The sequence below is a fragment of the Aeromonas sp. s2 genome (genome assembly GCF_040907935.1).
Taxonomy (GTDB): Bacteria; Pseudomonadota; Gammaproteobacteria; order Enterobacterales; family Aeromonadaceae; genus Aeromonas; species Aeromonas dhakensis.
Map to the genome: position 1 here is coordinate 210,716 of NZ_JBFOCR010000005.1, position 24,950 is coordinate 235,665.

General features: G+C 63.0%; 20 protein-coding genes and 1 other annotated feature. Of the genes, 11 read left to right on the top strand and 9 right to left on the bottom strand.

The window, feature by feature from the left end; translation table 11 throughout:
- Positions 1–59 precede the first annotated feature (59 nt).
- The 6 genes from fadD to AB5Y81_RS02460 all read right to left on the bottom strand — a co-directional run bounded on the left by fadD (position 60) and on the right by AB5Y81_RS02460 (position 6,506).
- Complete coding sequence (gene fadD / locus AB5Y81_RS02435) at positions 60–1,736, bottom strand: long-chain-fatty-acid--CoA ligase FadD (RefSeq protein WP_124249486.1); 1,677 nt, start codon at positions 1,734–1,736, stop codon at positions 60–62.
- A 198-nt stretch (positions 1,737–1,934) separates the two neighbouring features.
- A complete protein-coding gene (locus tag AB5Y81_RS02440) occupies positions 1,935–2,801 on the bottom strand; it encodes an alpha/beta fold hydrolase (RefSeq protein ID WP_185450460.1) in 867 nt (288 codons plus the stop codon).
- Positions 2,802–2,810: 9 nt separating this feature from the next.
- On the bottom strand, positions 2,811–3,326 hold the full coding sequence (locus tag AB5Y81_RS02445) for a Slp family lipoprotein (protein WP_010633940.1): 516 nt from the start codon (positions 3,324–3,326) through the stop codon (positions 2,811–2,813).
- 95 nt (positions 3,327–3,421) lie between these two features.
- Positions 3,422–4,123, bottom strand: a complete 702-nt coding sequence (gene tsaB / locus AB5Y81_RS02450) for a tRNA (adenosine(37)-N6)-threonylcarbamoyltransferase complex dimerization subunit type 1 TsaB (protein ID WP_279484339.1) — start codon at positions 4,121–4,123, stop codon at positions 3,422–3,424.
- Between the two features lie 158 nt (positions 4,124–4,281).
- Positions 4,282–6,192 carry an ATP-dependent DNA helicase gene (locus AB5Y81_RS02455; RefSeq protein WP_010633938.1) on the bottom strand — a complete coding sequence of 637 codons (1,911 nt, stop codon included), beginning with the start codon at positions 6,190–6,192 and terminating at the stop codon, positions 4,282–4,284.
- A 71-nt stretch (positions 6,193–6,263) separates the two neighbouring features.
- The gene (locus AB5Y81_RS02460) at positions 6,264–6,506 is read right to left on the bottom strand and encodes a hypothetical protein (protein ID WP_017764451.1); all 243 of its coding nucleotides are present in this window, start codon (positions 6,504–6,506) and stop codon (positions 6,264–6,266) included.
- 186 nt (positions 6,507–6,692) lie between these two features.
- Positions 6,693–6,817, top strand: a sequence feature (His leader region).
- A 28-nt stretch (positions 6,818–6,845) separates the two neighbouring features.
- On the opposite strand from AB5Y81_RS02460, the gene hisG reads away from it, so the two are divergent.
- From hisG to hisIE, 11 genes are all read left to right on the top strand, one after another.
- Positions 6,846–7,742 carry an ATP phosphoribosyltransferase gene (hisG, locus tag AB5Y81_RS02465; protein WP_017764450.1) on the top strand — a complete coding sequence of 299 codons (897 nt, stop codon included), beginning with the start codon at positions 6,846–6,848 and terminating at the stop codon, positions 7,740–7,742.
- A 12-nt stretch (positions 7,743–7,754) separates the two neighbouring features.
- Positions 7,755–9,080, top strand: coding sequence for a histidinol dehydrogenase (gene hisD, locus AB5Y81_RS02470; RefSeq protein WP_279484338.1), 1,326 nt, complete (start codon positions 7,755–7,757; stop codon positions 9,078–9,080).
- The gene (hisC, locus tag AB5Y81_RS02475; RefSeq protein WP_368146532.1) at positions 9,077–10,144 is read left to right on the top strand and encodes a histidinol-phosphate transaminase; all 1,068 of its coding nucleotides are present in this window, start codon (positions 9,077–9,079) and stop codon (positions 10,142–10,144) included. The genes hisD and hisC overlap by 4 nt, the downstream gene beginning before the upstream one ends.
- A 15-nt stretch (positions 10,145–10,159) precedes the next feature.
- Positions 10,160–11,290, top strand: coding sequence for a bifunctional histidinol-phosphatase/imidazoleglycerol-phosphate dehydratase HisB (gene hisB, locus AB5Y81_RS02480; protein ID WP_010633935.1), 1,131 nt, complete (start codon positions 10,160–10,162; stop codon positions 11,288–11,290).
- Positions 11,290–11,919 (top strand): imidazole glycerol phosphate synthase subunit HisH, encoded by a 630-nt coding sequence (hisH, locus tag AB5Y81_RS02485; RefSeq protein WP_279484336.1) that lies wholly within the window; start codon positions 11,290–11,292, stop codon positions 11,917–11,919. The genes hisB and hisH overlap by 1 nt, the downstream gene beginning before the upstream one ends.
- Before the next feature lie 5 nt (positions 11,920–11,924).
- Complete coding sequence (gene hisA, locus AB5Y81_RS02490; protein WP_201880631.1) at positions 11,925–12,674, top strand: 1-(5-phosphoribosyl)-5-[(5-phosphoribosylamino)methylideneamino]imidazole-4-carboxamide isomerase; 750 nt, start codon at positions 11,925–11,927, stop codon at positions 12,672–12,674.
- Positions 12,675–12,825: 151 nt separating this feature from the next.
- Positions 12,826–13,935 carry a two-component system response regulator gene (locus tag AB5Y81_RS02495; RefSeq protein WP_010633932.1) on the top strand — a complete coding sequence of 370 codons (1,110 nt, stop codon included), beginning with the start codon at positions 12,826–12,828 and terminating at the stop codon, positions 13,933–13,935.
- Positions 13,928–16,081, top strand: a complete 2,154-nt coding sequence (locus tag AB5Y81_RS02500; RefSeq protein ID WP_279484335.1) for a PAS domain S-box protein — start codon at positions 13,928–13,930, stop codon at positions 16,079–16,081. The genes AB5Y81_RS02495 and AB5Y81_RS02500 overlap by 8 nt, the downstream gene beginning before the upstream one ends.
- On the top strand, positions 16,078–20,049 hold the full coding sequence (locus AB5Y81_RS02505) for a PAS domain S-box protein (RefSeq protein ID WP_279484334.1): 3,972 nt from the start codon (positions 16,078–16,080) through the stop codon (positions 20,047–20,049). The genes AB5Y81_RS02500 and AB5Y81_RS02505 overlap by 4 nt, the downstream gene beginning before the upstream one ends.
- Positions 20,050–20,229: 180 nt before the next feature.
- Positions 20,230–21,003, top strand: coding sequence for an imidazole glycerol phosphate synthase subunit HisF (hisF, locus tag AB5Y81_RS02510; RefSeq protein WP_279484333.1), 774 nt, complete (start codon positions 20,230–20,232; stop codon positions 21,001–21,003).
- Entirely contained in the window at positions 20,996–21,631 is a 636-nt protein-coding gene (gene hisIE, locus AB5Y81_RS02515; protein ID WP_201889258.1) for a bifunctional phosphoribosyl-AMP cyclohydrolase/phosphoribosyl-ATP diphosphatase HisIE, read from the top strand. Before hisF ends, hisIE begins: the two co-directional genes overlap by 8 nt.
- A gap of 91 nt (positions 21,632–21,722) precedes the next feature.
- Here hisIE and AB5Y81_RS02520 read toward each other — a convergent pair whose 3' ends face one another.
- From AB5Y81_RS02520 to AB5Y81_RS02530, 3 genes are all read right to left on the bottom strand, one after another.
- A complete protein-coding gene (locus tag AB5Y81_RS02520) occupies positions 21,723–22,043 on the bottom strand; it encodes a hypothetical protein (RefSeq protein ID WP_279484332.1) in 321 nt (106 codons plus the stop codon).
- A 66-nt stretch (positions 22,044–22,109) separates the two neighbouring features.
- Positions 22,110–22,808: a YafY family protein gene (locus AB5Y81_RS02525; RefSeq protein WP_201880787.1), complete on the bottom strand. Its 699-nt coding sequence runs from the start codon at positions 22,806–22,808 to the stop codon at positions 22,110–22,112.
- A 193-nt stretch (positions 22,809–23,001) separates the two neighbouring features.
- A complete protein-coding gene (locus AB5Y81_RS02530) occupies positions 23,002–24,624 on the bottom strand; it encodes an acyl-CoA synthetase (RefSeq protein ID WP_279484331.1) in 1,623 nt (540 codons plus the stop codon).
- Positions 24,625–24,950 lie beyond the last annotated feature (326 nt).

The window sequence follows — 24,950 nt, forward strand, 5'->3', positions numbered from 1 at the left end:
CGTGGGCTGACCCACGGTTTTGCATAACGACGGCATGCTGCTTGGCAGCGCCACGCCGGTTACTGCTTGGCAATCTCCTCGTCGCGCAGCACGCGGCGCAGGATCTTGCCCACATTGGTCTTGGGAAGTTCGTCACGAAATTCTACCAGTTTCGGGACCTTATAGGCAGTCAGATGTTTGCGGCAGTGCGCAATAATCTCGTCTTCCAGCAGCTTTGGATCTTTCTTGACCACGAAGATCTTCACCAGCTCGCCGGAGACCTTGTGCGGTACGCCGACGGCGGCCACTTCCAGCACTTTCGGGTGGAGCGCCACCACGTCTTCAATTTCGTTCGGATAGACGTTGAAACCGGAGACCAGGATCATGTCTTTCTTGCGATCGACGATCTTGAAGAAACCCTGCTCGTCGCACACCGCGATATCGCCGGTACAGAGCCAGCCATCCTGCATCACCTCGGCGGTGGCTTCCGGCCGCTGCCAGTAACCGCTCATCACCTGCGGGCCGCGTACCTGCATCTCCCCCGGTTTGCCGAGTTCGTGGATCACCTGACCGTTGTCATCCACCAGCCGGATGTCGGTGGAGCAGACCGGCAGGCCGATGGAACCGTTGTAGTCCACCAGATCGTAGGGGCAGACGCTCACCAGGGGTGAACACTCGGTCAGACCGTAACCTTCCAGCAGCGGGGTGTCGGTCAACGCCTTCCACTGCTCGGCCACCGCCCGCTGCACCGCCATGCCGCCGCCGATGGTGAGCTTGAGCTTGTCAAACGGCATGCTCTGGAACTCGCCATTGTTGACCAGCGCGTTGAACAGGGTGTTGACCCCGGTGATGCAGGTGAAGGGGTACTTCTTGATCTCTTTGACAAAGCCCGGGATGTCGCGCGGGTTGCTGATGAGCAGGTTGTAACCGCCGATGCGCATGAACAGCAGGCAGTTCACGGTCAATGCAAACACGTGGTAGAGCGGCAGTGCGGTGACCACGAACTCCTTGCCCCGCTCCAGCATGGGACCATAGACGCCGAGGCACTGCTCCACGTTGGCAATCATGTTGCGGTGGGTCAGCATGGCCCCCTTGGAGAGGCCGGTGGTGCCACCGGTGTACTGCAGGAAGGCGAGATCGTCGTTGTTGATCTCGGGCTTGATGTACTGCAGATAACGACCCTTGGCCAGCGCCTGACGCATGGTGCTGGCGTGGGGCAGATTGTACTTGGGCACCAGCTTCTTGACGTATTTCACCACGAAGTTGACCAGGGTTCCCTTGGCCAGCCCCAGGTTGTCCCCCATCCGGGTCAAGATCACGTGCTTGACCGGGGTGTCATAGACCACTTTTTCCAGGGTGTGGGCAAAGTTGGAGACGATGACGATGGCCTTGGCGCCGGAGTCCTTGAGCTGATGCTCCAGCTCGCGCGGGGTGTAGAGCGGGTTGACGTTGACCACTATCATGCCGGCACGCAGGATGCCGAACACGGCGATGGGGTACTGCAGCAGGTTGGGCATCATCACGGCGACCCGGTCGCCCTGACTCAGCTTGAGCTCGTTTTGCAGGTAGGCGGCAAAGGCGCGGGACTGCTCCTCGAGACGACGATAGGTAATGGTCTGCCCCATGTTGACGAAGGCAGGCTGGTCGGCGAACTCGTTCACCGACTCTTCAAACATCTCGACCAGGGAGCTGTATTGGTCTGGATTGATCTCGGCGGGCACCCCTTCTGGATAACGCTTCAGCCAGACTTTTTCCACGAACTTCTCCTGCATAACTAGCACCTGTGCGCTCACTGTGTTGCCTCCGTCCCTGTTCACATCCATTTCAAGCAGTTGTTTTAAGCTCATACTCTAATGCCGCCCATATTTACATAGGGCAACATCAATTAACAGCGAATTAACAACAGAAAAATGTGAGGGGGAAGACAAACCTGGAATTATTGAAAGCCGTCGATTCTACCGAATTTGACAAAATTTTTCGATACAAACAGCGGTCTCTGCCGAATTTTCCATATGAAAATGGTGGTTTCCCGCCAAAACGACACGCTCAATGCGTGTAAAGGCGGCATGACGCTCTCCCCACTGTACCTGCAGGCTGGCAAAACCCTCTGCGCCGGCGATAAACAGCACGGGACAGGCAATGGCCCGGATCAGGGCCTGGGCCTGCCCCTCGCTCATGCGCATGGGGGAGAGATCCCTAAGACGAGGATCGCTGCGCCAGTGCCAGCGCCCTGCCCGCGCTTCCAGCTGCCGCTCGCAGATAAGGCGTGCCGCACTCGGGGTGATGTCCGCCACCTTGCAGCGCGCCGCCACCGCCTCGTCGATGGAGGCAAAGCCCTGGGAGGCTCGCTCGCGGGTTCGGCTGCGGTTGAGGATGGCTCGGCGCAGCTGCTCCGGCACGGCGTCGTCCGGCTGACTGAGGGGTCCGAGCCCCTCCAGCAGAATGAGCCGCTCCACCTGCTCGGGGAAGACTCCGGCATAGGCGGAGGCAATCAGCGCCCCCAGGGAGTGGCCCAGCAGCACAAAGCGCGACCAGCCGGCGGCCTGGGTGATCTGATAAAGATCGTCCAGCCAGTCGACAAAGACATAGGGTGTGTTCTTGTGATCCGAGCGACCGTGCCCCGGCAGATCGACACAGACGAGGTGAAAGTGGGTCAGATAAGGGGCCAGGGGCACAAAGCTTGCGCTGTTGTCGAGCCAGCCATGCAGGGCAAGCAGCAGCGGTTTGTCCCCCTGCTCTCCCTGCGCCGGCAGGCTCTCGAGCAAGGCAACCCGGCGGCCGTCGGCCAGGGTCAGGAAGCGCTCTTGCAGCAAGGTGTTCATGCCCAGCTCCTAGCGGCGCAGCGGCCGTCTCGGCCAGTAGGGATCATAGAAGGGGTCGTAGAAGTAGGGATCCATGTAGCGAACCTCCACCTCCTTGACCGGCGGCCACAGCTTGCTGCCCGTCACCTTGAGCACCGAGAAGCGATATTTGTGCTCGCCAATCTGGCTGTCCACCGGCTGGGCTATGGTGCCGAGCACCGTCAGGCTGCGCCCCTTGGCATAGAGGGTCGGGTCGACAAAACCCTGCATGATGGCCAGAAAACGGCCCGGGCTCTGTTCGGTCTGCTCCGGCACCCCGTTGGACTTGAGCGGCAGATAGACCACCTCGATGACACTCTGATCCGCCTTGTTGTGTACCGACGAGATGACGCCGCTCCAGCGGGCCGGCTTGCCTTCCAGGCCGGCAAGCGCCGGCTGGTAGGCCACCAGCTGGTTGGCGGGCTCATAGGCCAGCTCTTGCGGAACCGAGCTGCAGGCACCGAGCAGAAGGCCGGCGGCCCCCATCACCATTGCACGCTTCAACATGTCACTCTCCTTGAGTCGGGCTGGGCCCGACCTCTCAACCGCCCACGTGGGGCCTGTGTCGACCGGCATGAGCGACAAGTCTGCCACTCCTGCCCTTATTCGCGACCCGGCAGCTTCTTCCAGGTCACCTTGTCACGCAAATATACCGGGGTCGCCTGCTCGACCGCCACCGCCTCGCCGGCCAGCCAGGCGCTGCGGGCCAGCGGCAGCATGTCCTCTGCCGCCGGGAAGCGTACCTGGCTCGCCACCAGCTCGTCGGCCAGCACAGCGAGAGTCTCGCCATAGGTCTCAAATCCGGTACCGACGCGGGTAAAGCTGCCCGGCAGCGTGCCGCGGGACGCCACCAGTGCGGCGGGGCCGCTCACCACCTCTTCGCCCACCAGCTGGATGCGGCCATCGATGAGCTCATAATGGCCGAAGTAGACCTCGTCCATGCGTGCATCGATGGCGGTCAACACCCGCTCGGCGCCGTCCAGCCGATGAGCTCCCTGCGCCATGGCGGCCAGGGTGGAGATACCGATCAGCGGTACACCTGCGCCCAGCGCCAGCCCCTGTGCCACGCCGATGCCGATCCGCACCCCGGTAAAGGAGCCTGGACCACGGCCGAAGGCGATGGCATCGAGCTCGTCCAAGGTTACCCCGGCCTCGTCCAACACAGCCTGAACCATGGGCAGGATTTTACGGGTGTGATCCCGCGGCGCCTCTTCCCAACGGGAGAATACCTTCTCCCCCACCAGCAAGGCGGCGGAGCAGGCTTCGGTGGCGGTATCTACGGCCAGGATCTTCAACTCGTTCATGCTTTCCAATCTCTATAAAATCAGTCAATTACATAATCTGCAAGCAGGCTCTGCCAGCAGTTTTCACATTCTGGTGCGCGCATTGAGGGCCGCCTCGACCCCCTATCGGCAGCGTGGCCGCCTCGCCAGTGCACGGGTGCGCAGCATCTTCGGTAGATTCAGCTCTTGCGATCGAAAAAACCGCCCAGGGTGGCCAGCTCCCGGGTCCGAGGAATCGCGGGCAGGCTCTTGATAAAGGTCGCGCCGTAGGGTTTGTTGACCATGCGGGGATCACAGATGACCAGTACGCCGTGATCACTGCGATCACGAATGAGCCGCCCCACCCCCTGCTTCAAGGCAATCACCGCCTTGGGCAGCTGGATATCGGCGAAGGGATCACCGCCCCTGAGCTTGCAATCATCCACCCGCGCCTTCAGCAGCGGATCGTCGGGGCTGGCAAACGGCAGCTTGTCGATGATAACACAGGAGAGCGCGGCACCACGCACGTCGATCCCCTCCCAGAAGCTGCTGGTCGCCACCAGCACGGCGCGGCCATTCTCGACAAACTCCTTGAGCAGCCGCTGCTTGTTGTCCTCCCCCTGCAGCAACACGGTGCGACCGATCTCCCGGCGCAGCACCTCGGCCACCTGGCGCATCACCTGATGACTGGTACAGAGGAAGAAACAGCCCCCCGGCGTCTTGTTGATGAGCGGGATCATCAGGTTGGCCAGCTGCTCGCCCCGACCAAAGGCATTGGGCTCGGGCAGGAAGCGCGGCACACACAGGCGCGCCTGCTCGCCATAGTCGAACGGACTGTCCAGGATAAGCTCGGCGCTGCCGGCCAGCCCCAACTCCGCCTTGAAGTGATCAAAGCGCATGTCCACCGTCAGCGTCGCCGAGGTAAACACCCAGGCTACCTCGGGGCGCAGCACCTCGGCGCCGAAGCGCTCGGCCACCGACAGCGGGGTCAGATTGAGGGTGAAATGGAGCCGCGAGCAGTCATACCAGTAGGAGAAACCGGTCTGGTTGACCGCCAGCACCTCGCCAAGGCGAGTGCGCAGCTCGCTGATGCGCTCGAAACAGTGGTCAAGTTGCTCCCCTCGCCCCAGCGCCAGCTTCAGCACCTCGTAACACAGGCCGAGGGCATCGTTGAGGCGGGCCAGCGCCTGGCCCCAGAGCGGTTGGCGCAACATGTCGCGGGTGTTGCCACGACCGCCGTCCACCCCGAAGGCGAGCCGCAAGTCCTGGCTCGCGATGGCGAGCCTGTCTGCCGCCTTGCCAAGCTGACCCATGTCGTGGGCCTCGGCCCGATAGGCAAGCTGGATATCCTGCGCCAGATCCTGGATGGTGCGGCTGCCCACCGACTTGCCAAAGTAGTTGGTGGCGATCTCGGGCAGCTGGTGCGCTTCGTCAAACACATAGACCTGCGCTTCTGGCACCAGCTCGCCAAATCCGGTGTCTTTCACCGCCATGTCGGCGAAGAAGAGGTGATGGTTGATCACCACCACCTGGGCATCCATGGCGCGGCGGCGAGCCACCACCAGATGGCAATCGTCGTAATAGGGGCAATCGCGGCCGAGGCAGTTTTCATTGGTGCTGGTGACGTGGGCGAGGATCTCGGCGTTTTCCTGCAGTCCAGGAATGTCCCCCACGTCACCGTTGTCGGTGGCGGTGGACCAGGACTTCACCTTGACCAGATCGTTGAGCACTTCGGGCTTTTGCAGGTGGGATTCGCTGAGCAGCCGGTTCATCCGCTCGATGCACAGATAGTTGCTGCGCCCCTTAAGGAGAGCCACCGGCGGGGTATAGGAGAGTGCGCCGGTGATGGTAGGCAGGTCTCGATAGAAGAGCTGCTCCTGCAGGTTTTTGGAGCCGGTGCTGATCACCACCCGCTTGCCGGATTCCAGCGCCGGCACCAGATAGGCGTAGGTTTTGCCGGTACCTGTGCCCGCCTCCACCAGCAAGCGACCGTGTGACTTGATGGCGTTGGCCACCGCTTCGGCCATCTCCAGTTGCGGGGCGCGGGCGACAAAACCGTCGATGTGGCTGGCCAGAGGGCCGTCTGGCTTGAACAGGGTCTGGATGGTCAAAGGGGCGTCCCGCTGCAACAAAAGGGGGCATTATGCCAAAAAGGTGGCAAAAGCGGGACTGACTTCTGCCCCTAGACGAAGAGATCGATCTGGTGATCGGGGTCCGGCTTGTGATCGTCCTCTTCAGGCTTTTCCTGATCACGCTTGACCGAGGGGTAAGGCTGCTGGCGCTGCTGGGAGTCACCGTTGTCGGTGCTGGTCTTGCGCAGCTGATGCTTCTGGCTGATCTGGGTTACTTCCCGCTTGATGTCGTCACTGCTCGGCGCGGCCGGCGCCCTGGGCAGAATGGGGAATAACAGGTCCTGGCTGGGCATGATGTCGCCTCCTCTGGCTCACCTTGTCTAGTTATCGACCATAAAACCGTTTTCTCAACTTTAATCGACCAAATCACATTTTCCGGTTGCTTTTTCCGTCAAGGCAGGTAGTTTAAATCGGGCGTCAACTACGACATCTTATTTGTAAAGGATTGATTACATGCAGTTCACCAGCCTGAAGACTCATCACCACCATCATCATCCCGAATAGTCTTTCAGGAGGTTGACTGCTGGAAGACACTTAACTGGTGACTTCCAAAAGGACCGCAAGATTCATAAACCCTCGGAAGCACCCACTTCCGAGGGTTTTTTCGTTTTTGACTAGAAGGAAATCGAGCAATGGAAACACAACGTCTGCGCATCGCCATGCAAAAATCTGGTCGCCTGAGCCAGGACTCCCAGGCCCTGTTCAAGAGCTGCGGCCTCAAGATCAACCTGCGCGAGCAGCGCCTCATCGCCCATGTCGAGAACATGCCCATCGACATCCTGCGGGTGCGTGATGACGACATCCCGGGGCTGGTGATGGAAGGGGTGGTCGACCTTGGCATCATCGGCGAAAACGTGCTGGAAGAGGTGCAGCTCATCCGCGCCTCCCAGGGCCAACCCTTTGCGGTCAAGACCCTCAAACAGCTCGACTTCGGCGGCTGCCGCCTCTCCCTGGCGGTGCCGGACGACGTCAACTACACCGGGCCAGAGAGCCTCGCCGGCAAGCGCATCGCCACCTCCTACCCTGGGCTGCTCAAGCGCTTCTTCGACGAGAAGGGGCTCGCCTTCAAGAGCGTGATGCTGGGCGGGTCGGTGGAAGTGGCGCCGCGCGCGGGCCTGGCCGACGCCATCTGCGATCTGGTCTCCACCGGTGCCACCCTGGAGGCAAACGGCCTCAAAGAGGTGGAGGTGATCTACCGCTCCAAGGCGGTACTGGTGCAGGCACCCAACCCCTTGTCCGATGCCAAGCAGAAGATCATCGATACCCTGCTGCCCCGCATTCAGGGGATGCAGCAGGCGCGCGAGAGCAAGTACATCATGCTGCACGCCCCCAAGGACAAGCTCGATGCCATCACCGATCTGCTGCCGGGCGCCGAGCGACCCACCATCATGCAGCTGGCGGGCGAGACCAATCAGGTGGCGTTGCACGTCGTCTCCAGCGAGACCCTGTTCTGGGAGACCATGGAGCAGCTCAAGGCGCTGGGTGCCAGCTCCATTCTGGTGCTGCCCATCGAGAAGATGATGGAATAAGGAAGGGACATCATGCAGACCCTGATCTGGAAGACCCTCTCCCCCGCCCAGCAGGCCGACGTGCTGACCCGGCCCGCCCTGAGTGACGAAGCCGACATCGGCGCCGTGGTACGGGAGATCATCGGCTCGGTACGCAGCCGGGGCGATGAGGCCCTGCGCGAGCTGAGCCAGCGTTTCGAACGTGCCCCGCGTCAGCAACTGCAGGTAAGCAATGCCGAAATCGAGGCCGCCTGCGAGCGCCTCGATGACGACATCAAGGGCGCCATCGAGGCGGCCATCGCCAACATTCGCACCTTCCACGCCGCGCAAGCGCAACCCGTGGTACGGGTCGAGACCCAACCCGGGGTGGTGTGCGAGCTGCGCACCCAGCCCATCAGCCGGGTCGGCCTCTACGTGCCGGGGGGCAGCGCGCCGCTCCCCTCCACCGTGATGATGCTGGCCATTCCGGCAGCGATCGCCGGTTGCCGTGAAGTGGTGCTCTGCACCCCGTCTCCGGCCAGCGACGAGATCCTGTTTGCCGCCCGTGCCTGCGGGGTCGAGAAGGTGTTCGCCATCGGCGGTGCCCAGGCCATCGCCGCCATGGCTTACGGCACCGAAAGCATCCCCAAGGTGGACAAGATCTTCGGCCCGGGCAACGCCTATGTGACCGAAGCCAAGGGCCAGGTGTCCCGCGACTGGCGCGGCGCCGCCATCGACATGCCGGCCGGCCCCTCCGAGGTGCTGGTGATCGCCGACGAGAGCGCCAACCCGGCCTTCGTGGCGGCGGATCTGCTCTCTCAGGCCGAGCACGGCCCCGACAGCCAGGTGGTGCTGGTGACCACCTCGCCCCTGCTGGCCGACGCCATCAACGGCGAGATCAAGGGCCAACTGGCCAAGCTCACTCGCCGCGACATCGCCACCAAGGCGCTGGGTTCAAGCCTGGTGATCCTCTGCGATAACCTGGATGAAGCGTGTGCCATCTCCAATGCCTATGCGCCAGAGCACCTCATCGTGCAGACCCGTGCACCCCGCGAGCTGCTGGACCGACTCGAGAACGCCGGCTCCATCTTCCTTGGGGCATGGACGCCCGAGTCGGTCGGCGATTACGCCAGCGGTACCAACCACACCCTGCCCACCTATGGCTATGCCCGCACCTGCTCGAGCCTTGGCCTCGCCGACTATCAGCGCCGCTACACGGTGCAGGAGCTGAGCGCCGAAGGTATTCGCGGCCTTGGTCCCATCGTCGAGCGTATCGCCCAGGCCGAGGGGCTTGATGGCCACAAGAATGCCGTCACCCTGAGGTTGAACGCCCTGGCCGCCGCGTCCCAACAAACAGCACAGCAGAAGGATTTGTCATGAGCATTGCCAATCTGGCGCGCCGCGTGGTGCGGGCCCTCACCCCCTATCAATCCGCCCGCCGTATCGGCGGCAAGGGCCACGTCTGGCTCAACGCCAACGAGGCCCCGCTGGCCTATCCCTTTACCGTCGAGGGGAGCCGTCTCAACCGCTACCCCGAGTGCCAGCCGGCCGAGTTGGTGAACGGTTATGCCGCCTACGCCGGGGTCAATCCCGATCAGGTGCTGGTGAGCCGCGGTGCCGACGAGGCCATCGAGCTCTTGATCCGCACCTTCTGTGAAGCGGGACAGGATCAGATCCTCATCTGCCCCCCCACCTACGGCATGTACGCCATCAGCGCCGAGACCTGTGGTGTCGGTATCGTCGAGCAACCGCTTACCACCAGCCGCCAGCCGGACTGGCCCGCCATCGCCGATCGCCTCGGCGACGTGAAGCTGGTGTTCCTCTGCTCCCCCAACAACCCCACCGGGGATCTGGTGGGGCGCGACGGGCTCATCGCCCTGCTGGAGAAGGCGCAGGATCGCGCCATCGTGGTGGTGGACGAGGCCTATATCGAGTTCTGCCCCGAGGCTTCCGTGGTGGACCTGCTGGCTCGCTTCCCCAATCTGGTGGTGACCCGCACCCTCTCCAAGGCCTTTGCCCTGGCGGGGATCCGCTGCGGCTTTACGCTGGCAAACCCGGAGGTGATCGCCATGCTGGCCAAGGTGATCGCCCCCTATCCCATTCCCGAGCCTATCGCCCAGATAGCGGCGCAGGCCCTCTCCCCTATGGGGCTCGAGCTGATGCACGAGCGTGTGGTGGAGCTCAACAGGCAAAAGGCCGCCTTCAAGGCTGAGCTGGCCAAGCTTGCCTGCGTGAAGGAAGTGTTCGAGGACAAGGGCAACTTTGTGCTGGTGCGCTTTGTGGATGGCGCCAGCGTGTTTGCCGCCATGAAGGCCGCCGGCATCATCTTGCGGGACTTCTCGACCAAGCCGGGCCTGGACAACAGCATTCGCGTCACCATCGGCTATCAGGGCGAGATGGACGCCGTGCTGGCCGTGCTGCGTGATCTGCCCCCCACTTTGTAAGACAAGGATGTAGCGATGAAGACCCCGTTTTTGTTTATCGACCGCGACGGTACCCTGATTGAAGAGCCGGTGACCGACAAGCAGGTGGACAGCCTCGCCAAGCTGCGCTTCGAGCCCATGGTGATCCCGGTGCTGCGCGAGCTGCAGGCCGCCGGTTACGTGCTGGTGATGGTGACCAACCAGGATGGGCTGGGCACCACCAGCCTGCCGCTGGAGAACTTCCAGCCGCCCCACGATCTGATGATGCACCTGTTCGAATCGCAAGGAGTAAGCTGGGAAAAGGTGCTGATCTGCCCTCACTTCCCCACCGACGGCTGCAGCTGCCGCAAGCCCCACCTCGGCCTGGTCAAGGAGTATCTCGCCTCGGGTCGCATCGACTTTGCCAACTCCTTCGTGATTGGTGACAGACAGACCGATCTACAGCTTGCCGAGAACATGGGCATTGGCGGTATTCGCTACCACCCGCAAGATCACGGCTGGCTCGCCATTCGTGATCAGCTGCTCTCCAAAGGACGAGTTGCCGAGGTGGAGCGCTATACCAAGGAGACCCGCATCCAGGTGGCTGTGGATTTAGACAAGAGCGGCGGCAACCAGATTGAAACCGGCATCGGCTTTTTTGATCACATGCTGGATCAGATAGCGACCCACGCCGGTTTCAGGCTCAAGCTCAAGGTCAGCGGCGATCTGCACATCGACGATCACCACACGGTGGAAGATGTCGGCCTCGCGCTCGGTCAGGCCCTGCGCCAGGCTCTTGGCAACAAGCGCGGCATCGGTCGTTTCGGCTTCGTGCTGGCGATGGACGAGGTGCAGGCGGTGATCGATGGCCGCCCGCGTGCGGATGAAGAGACCCCGCTCACCGAGCAGGAGGTAGCCACCGCGCTGGATTTGAGCGGTCGCCCCTACTTCGTGTTCGACTGCCCGAGCGGTTTTGGCCGCGACAACGTGGGCGAGATGGCCACCGAGATGGTGCCCCACTTCTTTCGCTCCCTCTCGGACGCCATGGCCATCACATTGCAGATGAAGGTGGGCAGCGGCAACACCCACCACCAGGTGGAGGCGCTGTTCAAGGGCTTTGGCCGTGCCCTGCGCCAGGCCATTCGAGTGGAAGGGAGCGAACTCCCCTCCAGCAAGGGGGTGCTGTGATGGAAGTGAACAAGCAGAAGCTGGTCATCATCGACACTGGGTGTGCAAACCTTGCCTCGGTCAGGATGGCGTTCGAGCGCCTCGGCGTGCAACCGCGGGTCTCCCGCGAGGCGGCCGACATCGAAGCGGCTGACAAGCTGATCCTGCCCGGCGTCGGCACCGCCGTGGCCGCCATGAAGAACCTCAACGAGCGCAATCTGGTGCCGCTTATTCGCGCCGCCAAACAGCCACTGCTGGGCTTTTGCCTCGGCATGCAGATGCTGGCGGAGGCCTCCGAAGAGACCATGAGTGAGGGCGAAGACAAGGGCGGGCTGATCGACTGCCTCGGCATAGTCCCTGGCAAGATCCGGCTGATGGAGGTGGGCAACCTGCGCCTGCCTCACATGGGCTGGAATCAGGTGGAGCACGACGAGAGCCACCCGCTGCTCAAGGGGATCCCAAGCGGCAGCTACTTCTACTTCGTCCACTCCTACGCCCTGGAGGCGACCGACGCCACCATCGCCACCTGCGACTACGGCCAGCAGTTTACCGCCATTGTCGGTCGTGACAACTTCTTCGGCGCCCAATTCCACCCGGAGCGCTCCGGCGCGGCCGGTGCCCGCCTACTGCAAAACTTTCTGGAGCTTTAACAAGGATGATTATCCCAGCCATTGATCTGATTAACGGCCAAGTCGTCAGGCTCTATCAGGGCGACTACGGCCAGAAGACCGCCTACAGCGACAGCCCGCAGGCCCGTTTCGATGAATATGTCTCCCAGGGGGCGGTGCAGCTGCACCTGGTGGATCTGGACGGTGCCAAGGATGCCAGGGCGCGCCAGCTCCCCCTCATCGCCCAGCTGCTGTCGGCCACCGAGGCACCGGTACAGGTAGGGGGTGGCGTGCGCAGCGAGCAGGATGTGGCGGACCTGCTGGCCGCCGGCGCCAGCCGGGTGGTGATCGGCTCCACCGCCGTCAAATCGCCGGATCTGGTGGCCAACTGGATGGAGAAGTACGGCCCCGAGCGCATCGTGCTGGCACTGGACGTCAATATCGACGCCCAGGGCAATCGCCATATCGCGGTAGCCGGCTGGCAGGAGAATAGCGGGGTGACCATAGAGGCACTGATCGAGCGCTTCCTGCCCGCCGGGCTCAAGCACGTGCTCTGCACCGACATCAGCCGTGACGGCACCCTGGCCGGTACCAACGTCGAACTCTATCGGGATCTCTGCGCCCGCTACCCGAGCGTCGGTTTCCAGGCCTCCGGCGGCATTGGCGGCATCGAGGATATCGAGGCGCTCAAGGGCTCCGGGGTCAAGGGGATCATCCTCGGTCGCGCCCTGCTGGAGGGCAAGTTCTCGGTGGGGGACGCCATCGCCTGCTGGGGCAGCCACGGCAGCGCCGGCTGATCCCGCCACAGCAGACAACCTCCTGACGTTGACTGGTGAAGGCCCGCCTGCGGGCCTCTCTCCAGCAAGGGGTAAATCGGGGTAAGTCCTTATTACTTGGTAACAATTGACTCTATACTCGAACTCACTGAGACAACGTCACGGAGGATCCATGTTTACATCTCACTCCGCCACCATCCTGATTGTCGACGATTCCCCCGAGAATCTGATGGTGCTGACCGACCTGCTCTCCTCCACCTACCGGGTGCTCGCGGCCCAGAGCGGAGAGAAGTGCCTGCGCATCGCCACCGGCAAGATCACACCGGACCTCATCCTGCTGGATGTGATGATGCCTGGCATGGACGGCTACGAGGTGCTCAAGCAGTTGCGTCTCAACGGGCAAACCAGCCGCATCCCGGTCGTGCTGCTCACCGCCCTCGCCGATCCCCAGAGCGAAGAGTACGGCCTGTCGCTGGGAGCCGCCGACTACATCACCAAACCCATCAAACCCGCCATCGTCCAGGCCAGGGTACGCACCCAGCTGGAGGCCAAGCAGGCCCGCGACGGTCTGCAGAACCAGAATGCCGCGCTGGAAGCCGAAGTGGCACGGCGCATGGCGGAAAATGATCTGACCCAGCAGGTCTCCATCCGCGCCCTCGCCCATCTGGCGGAGATCCGCGATCCCGAAACCGGCAATCACATCCTGCGCACCCAGGGCTATGTCAGGCAGCTGGCCAGCGCGCTGTCGACCCATCCCCGCTTTGCCGAGACCCTGACCCCCCGCTACATCGACCTGCTGAGCCGCTCGGCCCCGCTGCACGACATCGGCAAGGTGGGCATACCGGATCAGATCCTGCTAAAACCGGGCAAGCTGACGCCCGAGGAGTGGCAGATCATGCGCACCCACGCCAAGCTCGGCAGCGATGCCATCGAGGAGGCTGAACGGGACATTGATCAGCCACTGGTATTTCTCACCCTGGCCAAGGAGATCGCCCACTGGCACCACGAGAAGTGGGACGGCAGCGGCTATCCGGACGGTCTGAAGGGAGACGCCATTCCACTCTCGGCCCGCTTGATGGCGCTGGCGGACGTGTTCGACGCCCTCATCAACGTGCGGGTCTACAAGGCGGCCATGCCCTATGACGAGGCGCGCGCCCTGATCCTCTCCGGCAGCGGCCAGCATTTCGACCCGGATGTGGTGACCGCCTTTGACAGCCACTTCGACGAGTTCATCGCCATCGCCGAGCGTTACAAGGACGACAACGAGGTCCCTCATGGCTGAACGGCCGCCCTTGACCCGGGCCCATGTACTCAATGTGGTGCTCACCTATGCCGCCGTGGCGAGCCTGTGGATCCTGCTATCCGACAAGGCGGTGGAGTGGCTGTTCAGCACCCCGGCGCAGTTCGCACTGGCCAGTACCATCAAGGGGTGGCTGTTCATTGTCATCACCGCCACCCTGCTCTACGCCATGCTGCGCCGGCGCATCGATCAGCCCACCGTCAGCAGCACGCCATCAAGGCGCCAACTGCTTCCCTTCGTGCTGTTCAATGGCCTCATCATCGCCCTGACCGCCATGGCCATCGCCCAGAACATCAATCTGACCCAGGACAAGGAGGCGACCCGGCTCGAGACCATCGCCGACCTCAAAGGCAAGCGCATCACCGAGTGGCTCAACTCCCGCGAATTCGACGCCCACATCCTGCTCGAAAACCCGCTCTACGGCGCCCTCTATCGCGAAGCCCAGACCAGTCATGCCGGCCAGGCCGACCTGATGGCCAGACTCGATGAGTTTCTCTCCATCCGCCGTTTCAGCGCCGCCACCGTGCTGGCGCCGAGTGGCGAGGTGCTGTGGCAGACGCAGGGGGCCAGCGGCCTCAACTCCGCGCTGCGCAATGCCCTGGCCAGTGTCAGCGCCGGGCGCATCACCCGGGTGGGCCCCTACCTGGACGAGCAAGGGCATGCCCGGCTCGATTTCATCGCTCCCCTGCCGGTGACCGACGGCAAGCCCCCCCTGATCGTGCTGCAGATCAGCAGCAGCGATCCCCTCAACAGCATTCTCAAGACCTGGCCAGTGCCGGACAGCAGCGGCGAAGCTCTGCTGTTTCGCCGCAACGGCGAGCAGATCCAGTTCATCAATGACGTCCGCTATCGTCCGGACTCTGCCCTCAGCCTGCAGTTGCCGGCCAGCAGCAAGGAGCTGCTGGCGGCCCAGTACCTGCGCCATGATCACGACGCCCAGGACAAAGCGATCTTCTTTGGCCGGGACTATCGCAACGTGCCGGTGTTTGGCACCGCCCGTCCGGTGCTGGGCACCGACTGGTATCTGCTGGCCAAGATAGACGAGGCAGAGCTCAACCGCGCGGTATTGAAAGAGAGCATCTGGATCGGGCTCATCGGCCTGCTTGCCCTCTTCATTACCAATGCGGGCATAGTGCTGCTGCGCCAGCACACCCGGCTGCAGATGGCCGAGCAGGTTCGCCAGTCCCAGGCTGGCCGGCTGCAGGCGCTGCAGTTGCTCTCCGCCATCGCCGACAGCTCGGAAGACGCTATCTTCGCCAAGGATCTGGAGGGCAAGTACATCCTGTTCAACCGGGCAGCCAGCCAGTTTGTCGGCAAGTCGGCCAGCGAGATGCTGGGCCAGGATGACACGGCCATCTTTCCCCCCGATCAGGCGCGCATGCTGATGGAGATTGGCCGCCAGGTGATTGCCAGCAACCGGGTGCAGACCCAGGAGGAGTTTCTGACCCTGCCAGGCGGCGAGCGGGTGTTTCTCGCCACCAAGGGGCCGCTGCAGGGCAGCGATGGCGAGGTGATCGGTATCTTTGGCATCTCCCGCGACATCACCGACTTCAAGCGAGCCGAGGCGGGCCTGCGCGAGCGTGAAGGATTGTTCCGCGCCCTGGTGGAGCAATCCCTGGCCGGCATCTACATCATCCAGCAGGGTCAGCTCTGCTACATCAACCCCGGTTTTGCCCGCCTGTTCGGCTACGGCTCGACTGCGGCGCTGCTGAAGATTTGCTCCCTGCCAGCTCTGGCCAGTGCCAAGGACAGCGCCAGAGTGGCCGAACAGCTGCAGCGCTGCGAGCAGGAAGACAGCGAGATCCACACCCGCTTCACCGCCCTGCATCACGATCACCAGAACATCGAGATGGAGCTGTACGGCCGGCGCGTCGACTACCGTGGCCAGCCCGCCGTGCTCGGCCTCTTGCTGGACATCACGGAGCGGGAGCAGGTCGAACAGGCCCTGACCCGTCAGGCGAGCGAACTGCGCCAGCAAAACAACGAGCTGGAGCGGTTCAACAAGGTGATGGTGGACAGGGAGCTCGCCATGCTGGCCCTCAAGCACAAGATCAATGAGTTGTCGCTCCAGCTCGGAGAGCAGCCCCCCTACCCGCAGGCCCCCACTCCGCCGGAAGAGTCCCTATGATGAACTGGTCTTCGCTGTGGCATCTTCGCCCCACCAAACAGCGCTGGGGCGTCTGCCTGCTGGCACTGCTGCTGCCCGTCCTGATGCTGCAGATCCGGGTCCAGCTGCCCATCGCCTTTGGCGAGCGCCCCCTGCTGGTGCTGTTCATGCTGCCCATCATCGTCTGTGCCCTGCTGGGGGGGCTGTTGCCCGGTCTGCTCTGCACCCTGATGAGCGGCCTGCTCACGGCCTACTTCGTGTTGCTCCCGGTCCACGAGCTGCGCATCGGCTCCGGCCAGGATCTGGTGCAGTGGGGCATTCTGGAGGTCAACGGCATCCTCATCAGCCTGCTGAGCGCCGCGGTGCACCACTCCCGCAGCCGGGAGACCCAGCGTTGGCAAGAGCTGGCAAGCATCCAGTCCCGTCTGCAACAGAGTGAAACCCGCTTCCAAGCCACTTTCGAACAGGCGGCGGTCGGCATTGCCCTGGTCGCCCCCGACGGCAAGTGGCTGCGGGTCAACCAGCGGCTGTGCGACATGGTGGGCTACCAGGCCGACGAGCTGATGGGGATGACCTTTCAGCAGATCACCCACCCGGACGATCTCTTCATCGACCAGACCTATGTGACCCAGATGCTGGCCGGCGAACGCCAGCAGTACACCCTGGAGAAGCGCTACCTGCGCAAGGGAGGCGAGATCCTCTGGATCACCCTGACGGTGGCGCTGGTCAAAAACCTCAAGGGGGAGCCCGACTACTTCATCTCGGTGATCGAGGACAACCAGCAGCGCAAGGAAGCGGAGGAAGCCCTGCGCCGCAACGAAGGGATCCTGCGTGAATCCCAGCACCTGGCCAAGATCGGCAACTGGCGCTGGCACATCGCCGATGACAGCCACTTCTGGTCGCCGGAGATCTACCGCATCTATGGCCGCGATCCCTCCCTGCCCCCTGCCATCTACCCCGAAGTGAAGAAGTATTTCACCCAGGAGGGGTGGCGAACCATTGCCCAGTCGGTCGAACGCTGCCTGCAGGATGGCCTGCCCTACGAGTGCGACGCCGAGGTGATCCACGATCAGGGTGAGCCTGCCTGGATCATCGCCCGGGGGGCGGCGCTTCGAGACAGCGAGGGGGCCATAGTCGAGCTTTACGGCACGGTACAGGACATCACGGAGCGCAAGCTTGCCGAGCAGCAGTTGCTGCACAACCAGCAGATAGCGCTCGATACCCAGCGCCGCGCCCGACTGGCGGCGCTCAATCTGATGGATGACGCCATCAGCGCCCGCATCCGCGCCGAGACCACCAGCAGCGCCTTGCGCGAGAGTGAACAGCGGTTGCTGCTGGCCCAGGAGGGGGCGCACATCGGGATCTGGGAGTGGAACATCCAGAGTGGTCGCCTCTACTTCTCCCCCGAGTGCGCCCGCCTCTATGGCCGCAGCGCCGAGCAGCTCAGCGAGATCCACACCTGGCAGCGCTGCCTGCATCCGGACGACAAGCCGCGCATCGACAAGCTGCTGGCAGACCTCCCCGCCGGCGGCAAGCCGGTCGAGCTCGAGTTCCGGATCCTGCTGCCCAACGGCGAGGTGCGCTGGCTCAGCAGCAAGGGCAGCGTCTATCGGGATGCCCAGCAGCGCCCGCTGCGCCTGCTCGGCATCCATCTGGACATCACAGAGCGCAAACTGGCCGAGCAGCAGCTGCGCCAGTTGTCGCTCGCGCTGGAGCAGAGTCCGGACGGCGTCTTCATCACCGATACCCAGGCCCGCATCGAGTATGTCAACGTCGCCTTCCTGACCACCAGCGGCTACCAGCAGAGCGAAGTGATCGGCCAGACCCCGACCCTGCTGCGCTCCGGCCTCACCCCCAGGGCCACCTATATCGCCCTGTGGGACGCCATCAAGCGCGGTCAGCGCTGGCACGGCGAGTTCATCAACAAACGCAAGGACGGCTCCCACTACCATGTGCTGGCCACCGTCTCCCCCATCCGCCAGGAGAACGGGGTCGTGACCCACTACGTGACGGTACAGGCCGACATCACCGAGAAGAAGCAGCTCGGCGAGGAGCTGGATCAATACCGCTATCATCTGGAGGAGATGGTTGACGAGCGCACCCTGCAACTGGCCCAGGCCCATCAGCGGGCGGAGAGCGCCAACCGCGCCAAGAGTGCGTTTCTGGCCAACATGAGCCACGAGATCCGCACCCCCATGAACGCCATTCTGGGGCTCACCTATCTGCTCAAGCGCGACACGCCGGATCACACCCAGCAGGAGCGGCTGGAAAAGATCGACAACGCCGCCCAGCACCTGCTCACCATCATCAACGACATTCTCGATCTCTCCAAAATCGATGCCGGCAAGATGGCGCTGGAGCAGAGCGACTTCTCCCTTACCGCCATGCTGGACAACGTCAGCGCCCTGATGAGCGAGCAGGCCCGCGCCAAGGGGCTCACCATCATAGTCGACATCGGCGACACCCCGGCCTGGGTGCACGGCGACATCACCCGTTTGCGCCAGGCGCTACTCAACTACACGGCCAATGCCATCAAGTTCACCGAGCAGGGCTCGGTCACCCTGCGGGTACGACCGGAGCGCCAGTTTGGCAGCGACTATCTGCTGCGTTTTGAGGTGGAGGACACCGGCATCGGCATCAGCCCGGAACAGACCGAGAAGCTGTTCCAGGCCTTCGAGCAGGCGGATGTTTCCACCACCCGCAAATATGGCGGCACCGGGCTGGGGCTCGCCATCACCAGCCGGCTTGCCACCCTGATGGGCGGGGATGTGGGGGTCAGCAGCACCCTCGGCAAGGGCAGCTGCTTCTGGTTTACCGCCCGCCTCTCGGCAGGAGTGGGCGAGCCGCAACAGCCCGCCCGGCTGGAGCAGACGGTGCAGCAGGCGCTCTTTTTCGCCAACCACACCAGGGTGCTGCTGGTGGAGGACAACGCCATCAACCGCGAGGTGGTGCTGGAATTGCTCGGCAACAGCGGCCTGGTCATAGAGACGGCGGTGAACGGCCAGGAGGCGCTGGCGCGCGTCAGTCAGCACCCCTTCGATCTCATCCTGATGGACATACAGATGCCGCTGATGGATGGCTACAGCGCCACCCGCGCCATCCGGGCGCTGCCGGGTTGGGATAAGGTGCCCATTCTGGCGCTTACCGCCAGTGCCTTCGAAGAAGACAGAAGGGCCTGCGAGTCCGCCGGCATGAACGACTTCATCGCCAAACCGGTCACCCCGACCCGCCTGTTTGCAGCGCTGCAACAGTGGTTGCCCAACAGCTCAGCCGCCAAACCCGCTTATCAACGCCGGGCCAACGATCTGCTGATCGGCCCCCTCGCCCGCCTGCAAGGGGTGCCCGGGCTCGACCTGCAGCAGGGGCTGGCGGTGTTGCAGGGCAACCAGAACAAGTACGTGACCCTGCTGCGCCACTTCGCCAGCGAACACAGTCTGGACATGCAGCAGCTGGCCGCTCAGCTGCAAACCGGTGACAAGCCCGCCGCCACCCGGCTGGTTCACACCCTGCGCGGGGTTGCCAGCACCCTGGGGCTGGTCGAGCTGGCCGCGCTCTGTCAGCAGCTGGAGCAGGCCCTTGCCAAAGGAAACCTGGTCCCGGCCGAGCTGATGATGCCCATCGAGCGCCACCTCTCTGAGCTGCTCAACCTGCTGGGAGAGGAGGAGCGCCTGGTCCCCGCCACCTCGACACCCCTTGGCGGCCAGTGGCAACAACCGCTGCTGCGTCAGATGGAAGATCTGCTGCTGCAAAGCGACACCGCCGTGCTGCCGCTGTTCGAGCAGTATGCCGCCCCCCTGATGCTCACGCTGGGCGCCCAAGGCGAGACGCTGGCCCGTCAGCTCAAGGTGTTCGACTTTGATGGGGCCCTGCTCACTCTGCGGGCACTGCTGGCAACGGATGATTCTCATGGGGAACCACTGGCACGCCAGCCCGATGGCAGCATGGGATCCCAGGGGGCCAACAGGGCAGATAAAGGGTTGAATCACTGAATAAAGTCGTGCATATAGTGGTGTTCCCCCGCGTGAAAACACCGTCCGGATCCGGTCTTTTCTCCCGTACAGGAACCCGCTGTTAAAGCATGCCATTGACATTTTTTCACTCGCCACCGGGCTCTCGGGCCCGTTAGCAACAACGTTAGTTTTAACAGTGCTTTACATGGAGCAACGAGCATGTTGTCAAAGCGTATTATCCCCTGTCTCGACGTCAAAGATGGCGTGGTGGTCAAGGGAGTGCAGTTTCGTAATCACGAGGTGATGGGCGGCATCGTCGAGCTGGCCCGCCGCTACGCCAGCGAGGGGGCCGACGAGCTGGTGTTTTACGACATCACCGCCTCGAGCGATGAGCGGGTGGTGGACAAGAGCTGGGTGAGCCGGGTGGCCGAGGTCATCGACATCCCCTTCTGCGTCGCCGGTGGCATCAAGAGTGTCGAGGATGCCAGCCAGATCCTGGAATTCGGGGCCGACAAGGTCTCCATCAACTCCCCGGCGCTGGCCGATCCCACCCTCATCACCCGACTGGCCGAGCGCTTCGGCGTGCAGTGCGTGGTGGTGGGCATCGACTCCTATTTTGATGCCCAGAGCGGTCACTATCAGGTCAAGCAGTTTACCGGCGACGAGAGCCGCACTCGCACCACCGCCTGGCATACCCTCGACTGGGTCGAGGAGGCGCAAAAGCGTGGCGCTGGTGAAATCGTGCTGAACGTGATGAACCAGGACGGCATGCGCCAGGGCTATGATCTCGAGCAGCTCAAGCTGGTGCGGGCCGTCTGCAAGGTGCCGCTCATCGCCTCCGGCGGCGCCGGTGCCATGGAGCACTTTCGCGATGCCTTCACCCTCGCCGACGTGGACGGTGCGCTGGCCGCCTCCGTGTTCCACAAAGGCCTTATCCCCATTCCCGAACTGAAACGCTGGCTGAAAACCGAAGGAGTCGCCATCCGTGAATAATCAAGCAGTAAACAACGACGCATCGCTGGCTGAGCGCCTGGACTGGGCGAAATGTGACGGCATGATCCCCGCCATCGTCCAGCATGCCGCCAGCGGCGAGGTGCTGATGCAGGGATTCATGACCCGGGAAGCCCTGGATAAAACCCTGGCGACTGGCCAGGTCACCTTCTTCAGCCGCAGCAAGCAGCGCCTCTGGACCAAGGGGGAGAGCTCGGGCCATGTGCTCCAGCTGGTCGCCATCACCACCGACTGCGATCAGGACTCCCTGCTGATCGCCGCCAACCCCGTCGGCCCCACCTGCCATCTGGGCAATCCCTCCTGCTTCGATGGCCACCCCGTGCCACCGCTCGGCTTCCTGGCCGAGCTCGAGCAGATCCTGGCCGCACGCAAAGGCGCGGATCCGGCCACCAGCTACACCGCCAGCCTCTATGGCAAGGGCACCAAGCGCATCGCCCAGAAGGTGGGTGAAGAGGGTGTGGAAGTGGCGCTGGCCGCCATGGCCAAGGATCGGGAGGAACTTATCAACGAATCCGCCGATCTGCTCTACCACCTGACCGTCTTGCTGCAAAACGAGGGACTAGGTTTGAAGGATGTGGTGCAGCGGCTGTATGAGCGCCACACCAAGTAATGACCAGCCGGTGAAGCACAAACGGGCCCTGATGGGCCCGTTTCATTTAATGGCCAGCACCGGCACGAGAGCCGGCAGACCGCACACTCTTTCAGCCGATACGGGTCCAGAAGCTCATGCTCACCGAGTCAGGCTCCAGCAGAGTCAGGCACTCCCCTGCCACGGCATTGTGCAACCACTGCTGGCAATAGGCTTCGACCAGTGACTGGCTGGGGGCCATCACCAGGTCAGCATAGAGGCCGTCGGCGCCACGCAGCAGGCAGTGCACAATGAGCTCGGACTGCTGGACAAGAAATTCGGACTCGACCCTGTGTGCCAGGGCAAGCAAATCCGCCTCCGTCACCCCCTCCTTGAGCCTGAAAGTGGCAAACTCGACGCCCCCTGCCCCTTGCATGTCGCCCTTGATGATCATCTTGTTCTCTCCGTTGTGGATGGTCTGGAGAAAACAGCATAACGAAGGGCTACTGACAGCCTTGTGTCAGTCCTGAATTGCCGTTTCGGCACCACTGCGCGCATGGGTGAACTCGTCCGACTGTCGCAGGGTGAGGTAATCGGCCAGGGTCACGCCAGGGGGCGCCCCTTCCCCCTGACGGCACTGTGCCAGGGTATCGATGCGATCCACCCTGAAATCCCGGTAGGCCTGACGCAGCGCACACCAGGCGCCGAGCGTCCAGCATCCGCCCCAGTAAAAGAGTCCGAGGGGATAGATGTGGCGGCCCGTCTTGCAGGCTCTGGCATCCTGATAACCTATTTCCAGCCAGCGGCCGGCGGTGATGGCCTCGTGCAACTGATCCCAGCGGGCGTATACCGGATGCGCAGTGCGATAGTCCGGTACCCGCACCACGGGGTTGCAGTCCATCTGAATGCCCTGTGCCGGCAGCGCCGCCTCTATCTTGGCGAGCAGGGAGCGGGCCGGATCGGCCATCCCCTTGCCGGTCAGCACCGCCACCAGGTTCACCCCGGTGATAAGGGCCTCCAGCTCGGCTGCGCTCAACTGCAAGGGGGCCATCTCGAACCCCTCGCTCAGCCGATAGCCCAGCCCGGCTTCACCATAAACGGGAATGCCAGCCAGAGAGAGATCGTCCATATAGCGGTAGATGGTGCGCTCCGAGACACACAGGCGCGTTGCCAGCTCGCGGGCGGTCAGAGGCTGGTGAGCCCGCAGCAGGTTGGTCAATTGAAACAGTCGATCCGATTTTCTCACGGGCATCCTCAGGCTGGCGGGATATGGCAGGCATGGTAAGCCCGGATGGGCCCGAAAGGCACGTATTGTTGGCTGGCAACCGCTACCATCGAAACCTTGCTTCCTGCATCTCGCAAAGAAAAACGGGCCCGCAGGCCCGTTGATTGACTTGGCGCTCTCGTCAGAGTCACCCCAGCTGCTGGCGCAGCATAAATTTCTGCACCTTGCCGGTGGAGGTTTTCGGCAGTGGGGTAAAGATGATGCGCTTGGGCGCCTTGAAGTGGGCCATCTGCTCGCGACAAAACGCAATCAGCTCGGCCTGGCTGAGTTCGCGCCCCTCCTTGAGCTTGACGAAGGCACAGGGCACCTCCCCCCACTTCTCGTCCGGCATGGCGATCACCGCCACCTCGTCTACATCGGGGTGGCGATAGAGCACGTCCTCTACCTCCAGACTGGAGATGTTCTCCCCGCCGGAGATGATGATGTCCTTGGATCTGTCCTTGATCTCCACGTAACCGTCCGGGTGCCACACCGCCAGATCGCCGCTGCGAAACCAGCCCTCCGCCATCGCCTCGGCGCTGGCGACCGGGTTCTTGAGATAGCCCTTCATCACCACATTGCCGCGCAGCACGATTTCGCCCATGGTCTTGCCATCCTGAGGGACCGGCTCACCGCTGACCGGATTGATGACCCGCATCTCCCCCTGCAGGGGTGAGGCCACCCCCTGGCGCGCCTTGAGACGCGACAGCGTGGTGGCATCCTGCCCCTGCCAGCTTCTTTGCGGCTCGCACAACACGCAGGGGCCATAGGTTTCGGTAAGGCCGTAGACGTGGGTCACGGCGATCCCCATCGCCTCCATGCCGGCGATCACGGTGGCGGGTGGCGCCGCCCCTGCCGTCATCGCCTTGATGGGGTGGTCGAGCCCGCGTTTGAGGGCCGGGTCGGCGTTGTTGAGCATGTTGAGTACGATGGGCGCGGCGCAAAAATGGGTCACCTTGTGCTCGTGCAGCGCCTCATAGATGGCCGCCGCCTGCACATGGCGCAGGCAGACGCTCACCCCGGCCGTCGCCGCCAGGGTCCAGGGAAAGCACCAGCCGTTGCAGTGAAACATCGGCAGGGTCCAGAGATAGACGCTGTGCTTGGGCAGCTCCCAGGAGAGCACGTTGTTGACCGCATTGAGGTGGGCGCCGCGATGGTGATAGACCACCCCCTTTGGGTTGCCTGTGGTGCCGGAGGTGTAGTTCAGGGAAATCGCCTGCCACTCATCTTGCGGCAGCCAGCCGGGCTCATCCCCATTCCCCTCGGCAAGAAACCCCTCATAGGTGAGGTCGCTTATCATCTCCCCTTGCTGATAGAGGGGATCGTCGATGGCGATCAGCAGCGGCTTGTTCTCGACAAGTGCCAACGCCTTTTGCACCAGGGCGCCGAACTCCCGGTCCACCAGCACCACCTTGCTCTGGGCATGCTGGAAGATAAAGGCCATCGACTCGGCATCGAGCCGGGTGTTGATGGTGTTGAGCACGGCGCCGCTCATGGGCACCCCGAAATGAGCCTCGAACATGGCCGGGGTATTGAGGGCGACGATGGAGACGGTATCCCCCTCGCCGATGCCGCGCAGGCGCAGGGCCGAGGCCAGCTGGCGGCAGCGTCGCTCGGTCTGGGCCCAGCTCTGGCGCAGGGGGCCGTGGATCAGCGCCGGATAGTCGGGGTAGACCCGGGCGGCCCGTCCCAGAAAGCTGATGGGGGTCAGCGCCTCATAATTGGCGGGATTTTTTTCCAGATCGCGCTGATAGATGTTCTGCTCTGTCATCGGGTTCCTTCCTCGCAGGTAGCAAAAGCGGTGCGCTCCCGGGAGCGCCGGCAACCATCCTCTGGCGTCCTGCCAGAGGGTGCTCGTATCGGGGATCACAGCCTAGCGCGAGGCGATGGCCACAGGTATTAGCAAAACGTCTTAGAGGCGCGGTGCTGGCGACGCCAATCTGACCGCTCCGCATGTCGGCGCCTGTTTTTTCAGCGACAAATATCGACGGCCAATATCCTCAGCATAAAACCCGGCAAATAATGAATATGCTGCTGGCATGCAAGCTGGCCATATCAGGTTGCAGGCTTGCCGATATCGATATATTTACAAACACC

Coding starts and splice junctions, on each gene's coding strand:
- AB5Y81_RS02440 (WP_185450460.1), bottom strand. CDS start 2,801: ATGAACACCTTGCTGCAAGAGCGCTTCCTGACCCTGGCCGACGGCCGC.
- AB5Y81_RS02445 (WP_010633940.1), bottom strand. CDS start 3,326: ATGTTGAAGCGTGCAATGGTGATGGGGGCCGCCGGCCTTCTGCTCGGT.
- tsaB (WP_279484339.1), bottom strand. CDS start 4,123: ATGAACGAGTTGAAGATCCTGGCCGTAGATACCGCCACCGAAGCCTGC.
- AB5Y81_RS02460 (WP_017764451.1), bottom strand. CDS start 6,506: ATGCCCAGCCAGGACCTGTTATTCCCCATTCTGCCCAGGGCGCCGGCC.
- hisG (WP_017764450.1), top strand. CDS start 6,846: ATGGAAACACAACGTCTGCGCATCGCCATGCAAAAATCTGGTCGCCTG.
- hisD (WP_279484338.1), top strand. CDS start 7,755: ATGCAGACCCTGATCTGGAAGACCCTCTCCCCCGCCCAGCAGGCCGAC.
- hisC (WP_368146532.1), top strand. CDS start 9,077: ATGAGCATTGCCAATCTGGCGCGCCGCGTGGTGCGGGCCCTCACCCCC.
- hisB (WP_010633935.1), top strand. CDS start 10,160: ATGAAGACCCCGTTTTTGTTTATCGACCGCGACGGTACCCTGATTGAA.
- hisH (WP_279484336.1), top strand. CDS start 11,290: ATGGAAGTGAACAAGCAGAAGCTGGTCATCATCGACACTGGGTGTGCA.
- hisA (WP_201880631.1), top strand. CDS start 11,925: ATGATTATCCCAGCCATTGATCTGATTAACGGCCAAGTCGTCAGGCTC.
- AB5Y81_RS02495 (WP_010633932.1), top strand. CDS start 12,826: ATGTTTACATCTCACTCCGCCACCATCCTGATTGTCGACGATTCCCCC.
- AB5Y81_RS02500 (WP_279484335.1), top strand. CDS start 13,928: ATGGCTGAACGGCCGCCCTTGACCCGGGCCCATGTACTCAATGTGGTG.
- AB5Y81_RS02505 (WP_279484334.1), top strand. CDS start 16,078: ATGATGAACTGGTCTTCGCTGTGGCATCTTCGCCCCACCAAACAGCGC.
- hisF (WP_279484333.1), top strand. CDS start 20,230: ATGTTGTCAAAGCGTATTATCCCCTGTCTCGACGTCAAAGATGGCGTG.
- AB5Y81_RS02520 (WP_279484332.1), bottom strand. CDS start 22,043: ATGATCATCAAGGGCGACATGCAAGGGGCAGGGGGCGTCGAGTTTGCC.
- AB5Y81_RS02530 (WP_279484331.1), bottom strand. CDS start 24,624: ATGACAGAGCAGAACATCTATCAGCGCGATCTGGAAAAAAATCCCGCC.